A 14,675-nucleotide genomic window follows, 5' to 3' on the forward strand; every position below is an offset into this window, starting at 1 on the left:
GCAAGGACGAGCTTGCCATAATAGGGTCCATTCTGGAGGAGGCAGACCTACGTTCTCATCAACACTGTGGCAATGTTCTTGTCATGAAGACGGCGACGATTCGAGATTGCCGTGTCTTCATTCGACAAGCGTGCTTTTCTCCGTGGATTCTGCAAAAGTACAATTCTTGGCGATAATTTCGAACTGAAAATCGCTCCCGCTTAGCATAAATAAAAATCTAGAGAATCCTTCATATTCCTCATTTTTATAATTTTCTGCCAGAACAACATCGTACGGAAGCTGCTTCTGGCTATTTAGAATGCCATTTACCGACATATGTATGCAAAACTCAAAATACAATTCGGGAATGCGATCCTTTCCGCCGGCCCGATACCTAAAATGCACCCTCGCATCGGTACCGACATAGGAGACGCCAAAGTCCCCATACCCACTTGAGTCATAAGGCAATTGCAGGAATTCTTTCATGAGACTTGCCTACTCTTACCAGAGACCGGTTGCACGACCTATTGCGCCTAGAAGTCCGCCACCCGAATTCCCGTTAGACGCACTCGCACTTCCGGCAGATGCACCTGAACTCTCGCTCTTTGGCGCAGAAATGGTCTGCCCAGGAGGTATGTTGTTTCTTTCAAGCTGAGCTCTCAATCGATCCATTGCGTACTTGTCCTTCGTCTTATCTACAATATTCCATTGTGACCGCGGTACATTGGCGCGCTCCAAAGCAGTCGCCGTGCGGGTGTTCATAATATACCCTTTTCCATTAACTCTCCCGGTTTCAACCGAGAGTTGGCTTGGTTTTACTTGTCCACTTTTTATCGCAGAGGCGAGGTCATCAATCGTACTTATTTTCGTTCCAGCCAATTTTGAATATTGTGCTCTGCCGAACGAGCTGAATGTTTCGCTAAATGTCCGTTGAGCGTAGCTTAGGCCCCTTAAGGTGCTTGCTCTAGCCATGCCTTGGCCGATACCCAAAGCGACGCCGCCGGTAGGAGCAGACGCAGCGCCAAGCGCCATATTTGCCAACGCTTCCGTCTCACTTGTCTGCGCTATATCGTCAGGCGTGGTGGGGGTATTGGCTTCGGTGGTAGAAGCGAAGTAGCCTACTATCGCACCGGCGACCCACCCTCAAATATGACCATTTGGATCGCTTTTATTGACAGGATCATTTTCGGCGTAGGCGTATCTGTTTGTTCCGACCCCCGGCATTGTCGGGTCCATCGTGTCGGGAGATATGAAACGCACCGGAGTAGCCTGAGCCCCGCTGGAAAGTGGCAACAAGTGTGGTCTGAATGCCGAAGCGGCGTAACCGCCGGCCGTGCCGGCGACCGTCATCGAGATCGCCAGCATGACCGCCAGCAAGCGTTGAACGATCCTTCCAACTCCCATTTTCAGTCCCCTGCCTCTTCAAATGGTATTCGGTATTCAGTTCAGTTTCGGCTCGCGCCAGCCAAGCGCTTCTGCCTTGGCGAAGGCGTCCTGATTGGCACGTGAAAGCTCAATGGCGCGCGGCATTTCTGCCGGCGGAATGTCTTTCTCGGCCGGATATTTGCGAATGAAGTCGCGTTCGAGCAGCCGATAGTAGGCCGTGCCTTTCTTGGTCAGCGAGTAGGCATCGGCCGGATTGGCTTCGATCAGCACATCGGCAACGGCGATGGCTTCGTCATAGCGGCCTGCCGCCAGCAGAGCATCGAGAGCGCCGGTCGCGATCAGCGCAAGTGTTTCGTGGCGATTCAGTGTCTTGAGATAGACGCCATTGGCAACCGCCTGGTCTGTCATTGGCGCAATCTTGCGATAGTGTTCGTCGCGGGCGAAGCCGGCCCCGCTTGTCGTTTCAAGATTCCATGTCTTGCCTGTCGCTCGGTCGGTGAACTTTACGAACACATGGAGCGGCGCTGTCGAGAGGGCGAGATCGAGGCCGAGCTTTTCGCCAAGGGCGAGGAACAGCATCGGCATAGAAACGCAATTGCCCTTTTTCGTGGCAAGGTAGCGCGTCAGCATCTGCGCGCCGAACTGCTGGCCGAAAGGATCGGCCAGATCGTACTGGAACGGTTTCTGATCGTTCCAGTGTCCCGGCTCATAGATGAACGCCCTCAGAGCCTTCATCTTTTCCATGTCGGTTGCCGCCTCGGCCGGCGGCAAGGTGGACAGCATCTTGCCGACAATCGCCACCATGCCGTCGAGTTCAGCAATCGTGGCCGCTTCATTAATCGACGGATCGGCGAACCTGTCGACCGCGATTTTGGTGCGGGCGAAGCTCATCTCGCTGGCGGGGGCATTGAGGATCGAGCGCACGAAGGTGACTGGCGATTGCGCCTCGCCGGCAATAGCCGGCCACGTCGCTACGACGAGAAACAGCGTCAAGCCGAGCTTTGCGACGGTGCGATGCATAGGCCCCTCGTAACCGCATCGACTGCCATCATAATCGCGCCCGGGCCCAAAGATAGTGGGCAATCTCCAGTTGCGCACAAAAAACGATAGAGGGCGCGACTCTCGGTCGCGCGGTGGGCGAAGATACTCCGCCACATTGATTTTCGCGCCGGGCCGTTTTTGTCATGGAGCAGCGCGAAGGATGGCCTCAACTCGCTTGGTGGGCTTGGGCCATCGGTACTCGCCGGTGAGCAGGATATGCGCCCAGCCGAGCGGCGAGATATGGGCAAGCAGTTCCGGCGGCACGTCGAGCCCCGTATTTCTGCGCTGCAGGACGGCTCGCCCGAGATGAACCGTGTTCCAGTAGATGATGATGGCGGCAAGCAGATTGAGACCCGCTATGCGATAGTGCTGGCCTTCCGTGGTCCGGTCACGAATCTCGCCTTGCCGGCCTATCCGCAGGGCGTTCTTGAGCGCGTGATGTGCCTCGCCTTTATTGAGACCGATGCGCGCACGACGCTGCATGTCGACATCGAGGATCCATTCAATGATGAACAGCGTGCGCTCAATGCGGCCGACCTCGCGAAGGGCGAGCGCAAGATCGTGTTGGCGCGGATAGGAAGCGAATTTGCGCAGCAGCTGACTGGGCGCCATGATGCCGGCGACCATGGTCGCAGCACTACGCAAAATGTCGGACCAGTTCGAGACGATGAGGTCCTCTCTGATCTTGCCGCCGACGAGGCCGCGCAACTCGCTAGGTGTGCCGGCAGGATTGAACACGTAAAGACGCTTCGACGGCAAATCCCGGATATGCGGAATGAACCGGTAACCCAGGATCGAGGCGGTGGCGAAGACATGGTCGGTGAAGCCGCCGGTATCGGCGTATTGTTCACGGACACGCTGGCCGGCTTCATTCATGAGGAGACCGTCAAGAATATAAGGCGCCTCGCTGACGGTCGCCGGAATGAGCTGGGTCGCGAAAGGGGCGAACTGATCGGACAGGTGTGTATATGCCTTTACACCTGGTTCGTTGCCATATTTGGCGTTGATGAGATTCATCGCCTCGCCCTGTCGCGCGGTCGGGAAGAACTGGCCGTCACTGGAAGCGGTCGCTCCCATTCCCCAGAATTGGGCCATCGGCAGACGGCCTTGAGCCGCGACCACCATGGCGAGCGCCTGGTCGATGGCGTCGCTTTCGACATGCCAGCGCGAAAGGCGAGACAATTGCCAGTAGTCGTGGGTATTGGACGCTTCCGCCATCTTTCTTAAGCCCAGATTGAGCCCTTCGGCCAGCAGTACGTTCAGAAGGCCGATCTTGTCCTGGCAGGGAGCACCGGTTCGTAGATGGGTGAAGGCTTCCGTAAATCCGGTTGCCGCATCGACATCCAGAAGAATGTCGGTGATCCGCACTTCCGGCATGCGCCGGTAAAGATCGAGGATCAGTTCGTCGGCGTCCTGCGGTGTTGCCGCAGTCAGCCGTTCAAGATGCAAGGTACCGTCTTCGATGCTGCCGAGCGGAATGGTGCCGCTCCGGGCGGCTCTGGCCAGCCGCTTCAGTCCATCCGCCATTCTGGCCTTGCGATCGGCAAGCCATGAGCCGGGTTCGAACGGGACCGCCAGCCTTGTTGTGGCCAGAGCAGCCGACATCGGCACCAGCGCTTGTTTGAGATCGGCATAGCGGCGGGAATGGGCGAGCCATACGTCGCCGGACCGGAACGCGTCGCGTAAATGGAAGAGGACCGCTACTTCCCACAAGCGATGGTCGCCGTCATCCTGCGCCTTGAGATGGCGGTTCCATTTTGATGTGGGACGCAGAAAAGTTGTCGGTTGCGACGGTGTTTCGCGCTTTTCCCGGATCAGGGCGATTGCTCGCATGAGCGGTTCGGCCACGCTTGCCGCCTGTATTTCCAGGCAGCGCAGCATGCGCGGCGCATAGCGGCGGAAGCGATGAAAGCCCTGGATGACATGAGCCAGTGGATCGGCGGCAAGGGTGTCGGTCAATTGAGATGCCGTAGCGACCAGTTTCTCCAGCTCCGGCCAGCCTGGCGATGTGGCAATCGCCGTTTCAAGCGAAATGCCGTCGTTTCGTGCTTCGAGCATTGCCGTGCCGAGACCGGAGAAGGCGCGCAAGGTGTCGGTTACGGCCGTTTTGGCATCAGCAACGCGTCCATCGCAAAGCCGTTTGGCCTCTCGCCAGGTCTTGCCGACGATCCGGTCATGCGTCTCCACAACAGCATCGCCAATCGCCGCGGCCCACTCCACTACGCAAACGGCAAGAATAGCCAGGCGCCGCTCCGTTCCGATATCGCGCAAGCCATCGGCGAAATATCTCTCGCCCTGCCGTCGCAGACGGGCGATCCGATGTGGCGGAACATCATCGAGAACCTGTGGCTTCAATCCTAGCCCTGCCAGAAATTCAAGGCGGTCGAGCAGACGGTTCGCCAAGGCAGAGTTGTCACCCGGTTCGGTTCTGCGCAGCCAGACGAAGCGGCTGACATTGCCCTCCGTCATTTCTGTCAGCAGCATATCGAGCCGATCGCGGATCGGCTGATCGAGGCGATCGGTAATCCGCATCTCGATCCGGCGTTCGGCTGCCACAAGGGCGTCGGCGCAGAGTCGCTCAATCATCGAAATCGCCGGCAAGATGGTTTGAGTTTGGCGGCATCCATCGACAAATCGCCGTGCGAGATCTTCATTGGAGCGGGAATCTTCGGCCTGCGCGTCAAGCGACTCTTTCAGTTCCCGTGCGCCGCGGCCTGCGAAATTCTTGTAGCCGTAGATAGCGCGCAAGGCCTCCATATGCTGCTGGCGCGTTTGCCGGCGAACGGCATAGTTGAGCAGCGCGTCGCCGGCCACGCCGATCTGCGCGGCGATGAACGCAAGAACCTGGTCAGGAATGACCTCGCCCTGATAAAGCGTCCGCCCGGGATATCTCAGCGCGCAAAGCTGAAGCGCAAATCCCAGTCTGTTCTCGGGACGCCGCCGTTCCCGAATATGGACCAGATCGTCGTCGGCCAAAGTGTAGTGCCGCAAAAGTGAGACTTCGTCGGTCGGCAGGTCGAAGAGGGTAGCGCGTTGGCGATCAGTCAGAACGGAACGATGAGCCATGTTTCTTTTTTATCCCGAGGAAAGGATTGAGAATTCTTGTTTGTGAAATGGAATAAGGTATATTCACAATGGTTATCGCACCTGGTTGCGCGTCAATGCCTCAAACACTCGTTTGTGAAACATGCTGATCGGATACGCCCGCGTCTCCAAAGCCGATGGAAGCCAGTCGCTCGACCTCCAGCGCGATGCGCTCCTCAGTGCCGGCATTACAGAACAGCACATCTATTCTGACCGTGCATCAGGCACGAGAGATGACCGTCCCGGTTTGGAGGCCTGTCTCAAAGCACTCCGTAGTGGTGACGTGCTTGTCATCTGGAAGCTCGATCGGCTGGGCCGCAGCCTGCATCATCTGGTCAAAACCGTAACCGAGCTCACCGATCGCGGTGTCGGCCTGAAGGTCTTGACCGGTCAAGGGGCGCAAATCGACACGACAACGCCAGCCGGGCGGCTTTCTTTCGGCATCTTCGCCGCCCTGGCCGAGTTTGAAAGCGAACTTATTCGCGAACGAACGATCGCCGGCCTGCAGGCCGCACGCGCCAGAGGCCGAAAGGGCGGGAGAAAATTCGCCCTTACCAAGGCCCAAGTTCGGCTAGCGCAAGCCGCGATGGCAAATCGCGACACCGCCGTCTCCGAACTTTGCCAGGAACTCGGGATCAAACCGGTGACATTGTATCGATACGTCGATCCTACCGGCCACCTTCGCGACTATGGCAAGCGTGTCCTTGCCGCTTAGGGTGTCATTTCACACTCAGCCGGAACCGACCCCTCATCTATCAGGCAGTCGATGACGGAACCCGCCTGGCCGGGGAGGGCGAGGATCTGCAGCACGCGACCGATTCCACCGGCACGTGCGTGATAGGCGAATGCGCCGACATTGGTGCCGACCGGCGATGCCACGGAAGCATAGACAAGCTCGCCGAAATCCGGCTTTTGTGCCGCGTCGGTCAGCATATGATCGAGCTGGCCTTTCGCCCACGCCGGGCGCAGGGCGAAATGGGCGGTCAACGGTTCGACGAGCCTGGCAAATGCGTCGCCGTCGATTTGCGATGTCCGAAAGGCGCCATGACCGGCCCCGTCTGCCGCCACGCCGGACCAGCGTCGTTCGCTGGACGTCATTCGCCTGCAATAAAATCGGTCGACGGCATGGGCAAACGGATTGAGCATTCGGGCAAGCTTCTTGCGACTGGCGGAAAGGCCGAGCACAAAGCTCGACGGCCGCATCACGCGCACCCAGTCGAGACTGTATTGCGGCAGGACAACGCCGCGCAGCCGGGTCCACAATTTTGTGGAAATATCGTTGGCCGTCTCGCTGAACGAGATATCCTGCGGGCCATCCAGAAAAGCCTTCAACAGGCGGGCGCCGGCCATCGGGTCGCGATCATGATCCTCGACCATCAGCGAACTGCAAATGGCGGCGCGTAATTGCCGGCCGTTGAACTGCATCGGCAATACGTGGACGCCGACAAACCCGGAGATGCGGCCGGCGTCGTTGACATGGACAAGCGAGCGGAGATCGCCTCCGCAACCCGGCGCCTCCAGATAAAACCGTCTCATATAGTCGATGAGCGAGGCCGGCGCTTCGGTCCGCTCCTTGCGCAGCACGCGTTGGAACATGCCGGCGACTGCCGGAAGGTCGGCGCCTTCCAGGGCGCGAACGATGCTCAAGCCGGGCTCCTGGCGTCGGAGCCCTGGCTCCCGAACGTCAGCTGTTGGCAGGGCTGCAATCTCCAGTTGCACTCGCTCAGGTTGCCGAAAAGAGAGCTATGATGCTGCGGCAAGGTCAGGCCCTTTGCTTGATCATGAAAACGATCGCCGTTGCTGTTACCAGCTTCGGGTAAACCGATCTTGAAGCATTGGCAGGGCGCAGCTTTGTTTCGTCGCGCCGCGGCACGACTGGCGAAACCGGCGCCGAAAAAATCATGGCGGAAGCAGCCGAAAATCCTTGCCTTCGGGCAGCAGCTGCCCGCCGTCGACGATGATGGTCGTGCCGGTGATGTAGCTGGCGTCGTCCGAGGCCAGGAACAGGAAGGCGTTGGCCACGTCGCGCGGGCTGCCGAGGCGGCCGAGCGGTATGGAGTCCTCCATGTTCTTGATATAGGCGGCGCCGCGATGCAGCTGGATGGCTTCGGTGAGGATATTGCCGGGCTCGACGCCGTTGACGGTGATGCCATAGGCCGAGAATTCGAGAGCGGCTGAACGGATCAGGCCGTTGATGCCGGCCTTGGTCGCCGAATAATGGCCGTGACCGGGGCTGGTGACGTGCGGGCCGGTGATCGAGGAGGTGAACAGCATGCGGCCAAAATGCTGGGCCTTCATCGGAACCAGCGCGGCACGGGCGGCATTGAAGCTGCCGCGCAAATTGACTGCCATGACACGGTCCCAGTCCTCCGGACTGGTGTTTTCCAGCAATTGCCAGGGATAGATGCCGGCATTCTGGACCATGATGTCGAGACGGCCGTGATGGTCGAGCGCCAGTGCAACGGCGGCCTCGGCTTCGGCCATCTGCGAGATGTCGGTGCCGATGAAGGCAGCGCTAAGCTCGTCCGCGGCCGCTTGCCCGGCCTCGACCTCGGTATCGGCCAGCACCAGCTTGGCACCCTCTTCGGCAAAGCGTTGTGCGATGCCCTTGCCGATGCCGCGCGCACTGCCGACGATCAGCGCGACCTTGTCTTCGAGACGCCCGGTCATGCCAGCCCCCTTCTCATGCCAGTCTTTGGCGGATGGTTTGCTTGAACGCGTCGAGCAGCACGGCGGCAAGCACCAGCAAGCCGTGGATCACCTGGGTGAAGTTGGCCGGCAGGCCCATGAGGTTGATCGCCGTGTTGATGGCCGACAGCAAAAGCACGCCGGCATAGACGCCGGGCAGGGTGCCGACGCCGCCCTTCAGGCTGACACCGCCGATGACGACGGCGGCGAAGGCATTGAACAGCAGGCCGACGCCGAGGTTGGCGGTGGCGCCGGAGGTGCGGATCACCAGCAGCCAGCCGGCAAGGCCGGCGATGGCGCCAGCGAGAACGAAGGCGATGACGAGGTTGCGGTTCACCCGGATGCCGGCGCGGAAGGTTGCGGTCTCGTTGCCGCCGATCATGATCAGATGCCTGCCGAAGGGGGTCTTGGCCATGATCAGCGAGAAGACCACGAAACACGAAATCGCGATCCAGGCGGTGAGCGGCAGGCCAAGCAGGCGCTGAATGCCGAACCAGCGGATTGCCGGCGCAAGGTCCTGCGCCGAGCGGCCGCCGGAAATGACCAGCACGAGGCCGCGCACCCAGATGTAGGACGCCAGCGTGATGATGAAGGCACTCATCTTCACCTTGACAACCAGGTAGCCGTTGATGGCGCCGATGATGCCGCCGACAGCAAGGGCGATCAGCAGCGAAACCGGAACCATCAGCCATTCCGGGTGCAATTGAACGCCAAGGCCGATACCCGCCGAGCAGAACAGGATGCCGACCGCCATGGCGCCGAGCGCCGCCACCGATTCGACCGACAGGTCCATGTGGCCGGTGATGATGACCAGCGCCAGGCCGATCGACATGACGCCAAGCACGCTCGACGCCTCGATGATGTTGGCGAAGATGCCGAGCTGGAAATAGTTCGGAATGGCGATGGAGAAGACCACCAGCACGACGACCAGCATGAACCAGACGAGGTTGTCGAGGACGAACTCGAGGGCGCGGCGCGTGCGGGGGTTCATGTGCTGATCCGGCTGGCGCATCGATCCTCGGAAAGCATCATGCGCGGATTGAAAAATTGCTGCAGTCTGCCCTGCGCGTCCGTTCGAACGCGCCGAGTGGCAAAGGGCTCGAGCTCCGGGCCAGCGCGGCCCGAAGCCCTGGGCGACTTTGCTATTCGACCGGCTTCACGGTGCCCGAGGGCGGCTTCATGTTGCCCCAGAAGGCCGGGTTGTCGACGTTTTCCTTGGTGATCGCAGCGCCCGGGATTTTTATATTCGGTCCCCAGGCTTCGATGGTCAGGGTCGACTTCAGGCCGAGCACGTCGTACTCGCCCGGCTTGATCTCCTGCTTGTTGACGACCTTGTCCATGAACATGGCGACGGCGGCGGCCTGAGCGTAGAGCGGCTGCTCGACTTCGACGTTGAGCCAGCCCTTGCGAATCAGGTCGAGACCGACCGGCGCACCGTTCGAGCTCATCATCATGACGTCGCCGGGCTTCTTGCCGGCGGCCTCGAGCGAGGCGACGGCGGCGACCGAGAGATGCGCCGCGTGGCTGAAGATCAGGTCGATATCAGGGTTGGCGAGCATCTGGTCGTTGACGATGGTTCCGGCTGCATCCGCCGCCCATTGCATGGCCGGCACCGAGATGATCGTGACGTCCGGGAACGCCTTCATCTTCTCCTCGAAACCCTTCTGGATGTCGAGCGTGTAGGGGTCGCCGGGATCGCCGAGCACCTGGAGGATCTTGCCTTTCACCGCCCCGTGCTTCGCCTTCAAGAGCTTCTCGGCCTGGTCGGCGGCAATCTGGCCGATCTCGACCGTACCCGCCACCGAGGTGAAGTCGGATGGTGTCGAGGTGATCTGGCGATCGAACTCGACGACCGGGATGCCGGCGGCGCGGGCCGCCTCGATGGACGGCTTCAACGCATTGAAATCGACGGCAGCAAGAATGATCGCCGACGGCTTGAGCGCAATGACGTCGTTCATCTGCGATTGCTGAGCGTCGGTCTTGTTGTCGGCGTTCAGCGTCTTCATCTCGTAGCCGACCTGCTTCAGGAACATCTCCAGAGCGCTCACCGAGCCGGTCTGGAATTCATCGAGCAATGTCGGCACCAGATAGTAGACGGTGCCCTTGGACTGGGCGAATGCCGGCGTGAGCGTGGCAAAGGCCAGTGCCAGGATACCGAAGACGGAAAGAAGTATTTTCTTCATGTCGTTCGCTCCTCTTGCGCCGGACCCCTCATTCGTCCCTCAGCCTGCCGGTCCGGCACCGGCGAGCGTCTCTCCGGTGATCATGTCGACCACCGCGTCGGGACTAGTCTTGTTGCGCGCGACATCGCCCGCCACGACGCCTTGCCGTATCACCACGATCCGGTCGGCGACCTGGAAGGCCTGCTGCATGATATGGGTGATGATGACGACGCCGATACCTTGGCTCGCCACCTGGCGGATCATGTCGAGACCGCGCCGCGTCTGCTCGACACCGAGTGCTGCGAATGGCTCGTCGAGAAGCACGAGCTTGCCGCCAAAATGCACGAACCGGTTGAGCTCGATGGCCTGCCGCTGGCCGCCCGAGAGGTGCTCGACATTGGTTCTGAGCGAAGGGATGCGCGTGCCGGCGCTGGCCAAAGCCTTTTCGACCACCTGCTCCATGGCGGGTTCGTCGAGCACGGGAACGCCAAGAAATTTCCTGGTGATCTCGCGGCCCATGAAGAAATTGGCCACCACGTCGACATTGGTGCAAAGCGAGAGATCCTGGTAGACGGTCTCGATCCCCGCCGCCTTGGCCTCGGCGGGAGATTTGGCGAGAAATTCCTTGCCCTCGAACAGCATGCGGCCGGAGGTCGGCTCCAGGCCGCCGGCGATGATCTTGACCAGTGTCGATTTGCCGGCGCCATTGTCGCCCAGAAGCGCCACCACCTCGCCCTTGCCGATCGAGAAGCTGATGCCCTTGAGCGCTTCGATCGCGCCAAAATTCTTGGTGACGTTGTCGAGCACCAGCAGGGGTTCGCTCATGCCAGGCTGAGCTGCGCTCATGCCGCGATCCCCTTGCCTTGCAGGATATCTCGCCCGCGTTCGCGCTCGGCGGTGAATATCTGGCCGAAGCGTGGCGAAAGCACGCCTGAGACGGCAAGTGCTGCGGCCCCGCGCAATACCGCATGCTGGCCGCCGCGTGCGACGGTGACACGCGGCGCCGTGCGGTCGTTTCGCGCCGAGATCGAGTTGGGAAGCCTGGCAACCGAACCGGCCAGCCGTTCAAGCAGATCGGTGGAAGCCAGTCCGCCGAGGATGATGGTTTCGGGATCGAACAGGTTCTCGACCATGGTGATGGCGTTGCGGAAGATCGGCCCGACTTCATCAACCCAATCGGCGTCGCTGACGTTCCGGCGCCGCAGCGCCTCGAGCGAGAGGTATCGTTCGAGGCAGCCGCGATTGCCGCAGGGGCACGGCTCGCCACCCGGCACGACAGGGATATGTCCGATCTCGCCGGCATTTCCCCAGGCGCCGCGCAACGCGCTTCCGTCATGCACCATGACCCCGCCAAGACCGACGCCGAAATAGAGATAGTAGTATTCGGAATACCCCGTCCCGAGGCCATACAGGCGCTCGCCCATTGCCGCGGCCGCCATGTCGGTCTCGAAAAACGCGGGCAGCCCGGTCGAGGCCTCCAGCCGTTCCCGAAGCGCCACGTCCTTCCAGCCGGTCATCGTCGTCGGGCCGACAAAGCTCATCGACTCGACGCCGAAAGGGCCGGGCAGCGCCATGCCGATGCCGAGAACGCGACCGCCCGGCCGCGGTCCGGTCAATTCAAGCACCATCGCGCCGATCTGATCGAAGGCATGGTCTGGCGTCGCGTTGGGGGCCTCGCGGTAGGCGCTCTCGATCACGTCTCCGCTCAAATTGATCAGCGCCGCATGGATACCCAGCGGGGTGACGTGGATGCCGACGGCATAGCCGCCCTCCGGGTTGATCCGCAGCGTCGCCGGAGGCAGCCCGCGCCCCCGCGGCTCTTCGCGCATCGACAGAACGTAGCCATGTTCTTCCAGCTCGCGAACGATGGTCGAGACCGTTTGCACGGTGAGCCCGACCCGCTTGGCAATGTCGCCGCGGGCAATCGGACCGTGAAGGCGGATGGACTCAAGGACGATGCGCCTGTTGTAAGGCCGCCCAAACTCCTGATTGGTCCCCCGCAGCGCCATGTCTTGCATCCCTGGGAGACAACAGGTTCGCACCGAATATTTATTCAGTCAAATGGAATTCAAAAAAGAAAGTGGGGCGAAGTGCGGGGCAGAGCGCCGAAGCTGCGGATCTCCCCCCTTGCGGGGGAGATGGCCGGCAGGCCAGAGGGGGTGGGAAGGATCGCCAATTTTCGAGTTAGTCGCCCTCTGACCGCCAAGCCAATTCAAGAACGCGCCTGCTATTGGTTGACAGGCCGGCGGGACAGCACCCCCCTCTGTCCTGCCGGACATCTCCCCCGCAAGGGGGGAGATCGGCAGTTTTTTCCGACGGCACTCTTTTGCAGCCTGGGCGATGGCTGCAGCCACTAAAGATACCGAGCGACCTTCTTGCCGACCCTCAGGAAGCGCAGCGGGTCGATGGCCTCGCCATTGTGGCGGACTTCGTAATGCAGATGCGGGCCGGTCGAGCGGCCACTGCTGCCGGTCTTGCCGATGACGTCGCCGGCGTTGAGCCTCTTGCCGACGGTCACGTCGATTTTGCTGAGATGGCCATAGCGCGTCGCAAAGCCATTGCCATGGTCGACCTCGACCATGCGGCCGTAGCCGCCGTTCCAGCCGGCTTTGACGACGACGCCGGGCGCCGTCACTTTGGCAGGCATTCCGGTCGGCGCCCTGAAATCCATCCCCGAATGCAGCGCGGCGGTGCCGAGCAGCGGATCGGTGCGCACGCCGAACGGGCTGGTGACCGAGCGACCGGGGGCAGGGTTGGCGAGCGGCAGCCGTCGCGCCTCCGTCTTCAGCCGGTCGAGCGCATCCAGCGCCTCGTCGAGTTCCCTTACCTTGCTGTCGAACGTCATCGAACTGTCGAGTGGTATCAGCGGACCGCCGGCATCGCTCTCGCCGAAATCGCCGTCGACCGGCAGGCCGGCCGCCTCGAGCGCCTGAGAAATCGCATCGGCGTTTCTGTAGGCGTTGTCGGCGAGCGTGGCGATGCGGGTGAGCTGCTGGCTCTCTATCGCCTTGAGCGCGGCGTTGATCGACACGAACAGCCTGTCGGCACGATCGGCCGCCGTGTCGCTCGGCAGCGGATCGGAGCGGGTCGACCACAGCGAGAACGGCCTGGCATCATCGCCAGCGCCAGGGTCGGCGCCGAGGCTGGCGACCGCATAGGGCTGCGGCTGGGCGTCGGTCACCTCGGCGCGTTTATCCGGCATGGCGGACGCGCCGGCGCCTGTGGCAGGCGGCGTTCCGACATCGCTCTCGGCGCGTTCGAGGAGCGGGCCGAGGCGGCCATGGCGCAGGCTGAGCTGGGTCTGTCGGTCCAGCAACTCGCCAACTTTGGTTTCCATGAGCTGCTGGTCGAGCAGTTGGCGGCTGGTGATCCGGTCGACCTGGGCGCGCAGTGCCGAGATGCGGTCCTCATAGGCCTGCTGCATGCGCGCCTGCCGTGCCGTGGTCGCGCCGATCAGGTCGTCGCGCAGCACGAGATAGGACGTCGCCAGCAGATAGCCTATGGCCATCGCCGCCAGCGCGGAGCCGCAAAATGCGGCAACCCATGGCCGTATGGTGAAATGCCTGATCTCGTTGCCGCGGGCGATAATGACCGTATGGGGCTCCTTGCGCCTGCCAAAGACCGTTGACTGACTGGCTACGTTCACAGGACCAAGCTTTCGTTACGACACCAACGACAAGCCTCATTACACATCATTAAGGTTAACGGTCGGTTGCTGGCGCCCAGCTTGCAGCCCATGGGTTGCAGCCGGATTGCTTCGGCGCCCCGTGCTTCAGACGTGTTCAGGCCACAGCCGAAATTGACGTCAAAGCGCGCGCACGGCCTCCAGCACCGCCTCGGCATGGCCTTTGACGCGAACGTTTCGCCAGATCCGGGCGATCCGTCCGTCGCTGCCGATCAGGAACGTTGCGCGCTCAACACCCATATAGCGGCGGCCATAGAGCTGCTTCTCGACCCACAGGTGATAGGCTTCGATCACTTTGCGCTCCTCGTCGGCGACGAGGTCGACGGTCAGATCGTATTTCGCCTTGAATTTGTCGTGTTTTCGGACACTGTCCGGCGACAGGCCGATCACGACAGCGCCGAGCTTTTCGAATTCCGGCTTCAACTGCGAAAAGCCGATCGCCTCATTGGTGCAGCCGGTGGTGTCGTCCTGTGGATAGAAGTAAAGCACGACCGGCTTTCCCAGCAATGACGCGAGGCTGAGCGACCCGCCGCCGTCTCGGGGAAGGTCGAACTGCGGCGCAACGTCGCCGACGTCGAGATCAGCCATATCGGTGCCCTTGTTTGTGGTTACGCGCGAGGCCCCATCGATATATTGTCGCACCGGGAGTC

At 61.2% G+C, this 14,675-nt stretch carries 13 protein-coding genes; 1 reads left to right on the top strand and 12 read right to left on the bottom strand.

The window, feature by feature from the left end; all coding sequences use genetic code 11:
- Nucleotides 1-117: 117 nt before the first annotated feature.
- The 4 genes from JG739_RS18275 to JG739_RS18290 all read right to left on the bottom strand — a co-directional run bounded on the left by JG739_RS18275 (nt 118) and on the right by JG739_RS18290 (nt 5,472).
- A complete protein-coding gene (locus JG739_RS18275; RefSeq protein WP_202362814.1) occupies nt 118-465 on the bottom strand; it encodes a hypothetical protein in 348 nt (115 codons plus the stop codon).
- A gap of 657 nt (nt 466-1,122) precedes the next feature.
- Nucleotides 1,123-1,356: an RHS repeat-associated core domain-containing protein gene (locus tag JG739_RS18280; protein ID WP_202362815.1), complete on the bottom strand. Its 234-nt coding sequence runs from the start codon at nt 1,354-1,356 to the stop codon at nt 1,123-1,125.
- 63 nt (nt 1,357-1,419) lie between these two features.
- Nucleotides 1,420-2,385, bottom strand: coding sequence for a transglutaminase family protein (locus JG739_RS18285; RefSeq protein ID WP_199202862.1), 966 nt, complete (start codon nt 2,383-2,385; stop codon nt 1,420-1,422).
- 162 nt (nt 2,386-2,547) lie between these two features.
- Nucleotides 2,548-5,472 (bottom strand): Tn3 family transposase, encoded by a 2,925-nt coding sequence (locus tag JG739_RS18290; RefSeq protein ID WP_199202861.1) that lies wholly within the window; start codon nt 5,470-5,472, stop codon nt 2,548-2,550.
- A 121-nt stretch (nt 5,473-5,593) separates the two neighbouring features.
- Between JG739_RS18290 and JG739_RS18295 the strand changes: the two genes are divergently transcribed.
- Entirely contained in the window at nt 5,594-6,205 is a 612-nt protein-coding gene (locus JG739_RS18295) for a recombinase family protein (protein WP_199202860.1), read from the top strand.
- On the opposite strand, the gene JG739_RS18300 is transcribed toward JG739_RS18295, so the two are convergent.
- From JG739_RS18300 to JG739_RS18335, 8 genes are all read right to left on the bottom strand, one after another.
- Nucleotides 6,202-7,137, bottom strand: coding sequence for a hypothetical protein (locus tag JG739_RS18300; RefSeq protein WP_244749476.1), 936 nt, complete (start codon nt 7,135-7,137; stop codon nt 6,202-6,204). The two genes, JG739_RS18295 and JG739_RS18300, sit on opposite strands and share 4 nt — an antisense overlap.
- A gap of 252 nt (nt 7,138-7,389) precedes the next feature.
- On the bottom strand, nt 7,390-8,160 hold the full coding sequence (locus JG739_RS18305; protein WP_202362816.1) for an SDR family oxidoreductase: 771 nt from the start codon (nt 8,158-8,160) through the stop codon (nt 7,390-7,392).
- Nucleotides 8,161-8,173: 13 nt separating this feature from the next.
- Nucleotides 8,174-9,169 carry an ABC transporter permease gene (locus JG739_RS18310; protein WP_202362817.1) on the bottom strand — a complete coding sequence of 332 codons (996 nt, stop codon included), beginning with the start codon at nt 9,167-9,169 and terminating at the stop codon, nt 8,174-8,176.
- Nucleotides 9,170-9,320: 151 nt separating this feature from the next.
- Nucleotides 9,321-10,361, bottom strand: a complete 1,041-nt coding sequence (locus JG739_RS18315; RefSeq protein ID WP_202362818.1) for a sugar ABC transporter substrate-binding protein — start codon at nt 10,359-10,361, stop codon at nt 9,321-9,323.
- 39 nt (nt 10,362-10,400) lie between these two features.
- A complete protein-coding gene (locus tag JG739_RS18320) occupies nt 10,401-11,165 on the bottom strand; it encodes an ATP-binding cassette domain-containing protein (protein WP_202367518.1) in 765 nt (254 codons plus the stop codon).
- 17 nt (nt 11,166-11,182) lie between these two features.
- The gene (locus JG739_RS18325) at nt 11,183-12,349 is read right to left on the bottom strand and encodes an ROK family transcriptional regulator (protein WP_202362819.1); all 1,167 of its coding nucleotides are present in this window, start codon (nt 12,347-12,349) and stop codon (nt 11,183-11,185) included.
- Between the two features lie 344 nt (nt 12,350-12,693).
- The gene (locus JG739_RS18330) at nt 12,694-13,986 is read right to left on the bottom strand and encodes a M23 family metallopeptidase (protein WP_202362820.1); all 1,293 of its coding nucleotides are present in this window, start codon (nt 13,984-13,986) and stop codon (nt 12,694-12,696) included.
- A gap of 159 nt (nt 13,987-14,145) precedes the next feature.
- Nucleotides 14,146-14,613, bottom strand: coding sequence for a peroxiredoxin (locus tag JG739_RS18335; protein ID WP_202362821.1), 468 nt, complete (start codon nt 14,611-14,613; stop codon nt 14,146-14,148).
- Nucleotides 14,614-14,675 lie beyond the last annotated feature (62 nt).

The organism is Mesorhizobium sp. L-2-11 (genome assembly GCF_016756595.1).
Lineage (GTDB): Bacteria > Pseudomonadota > Alphaproteobacteria > Rhizobiales > Rhizobiaceae > Mesorhizobium.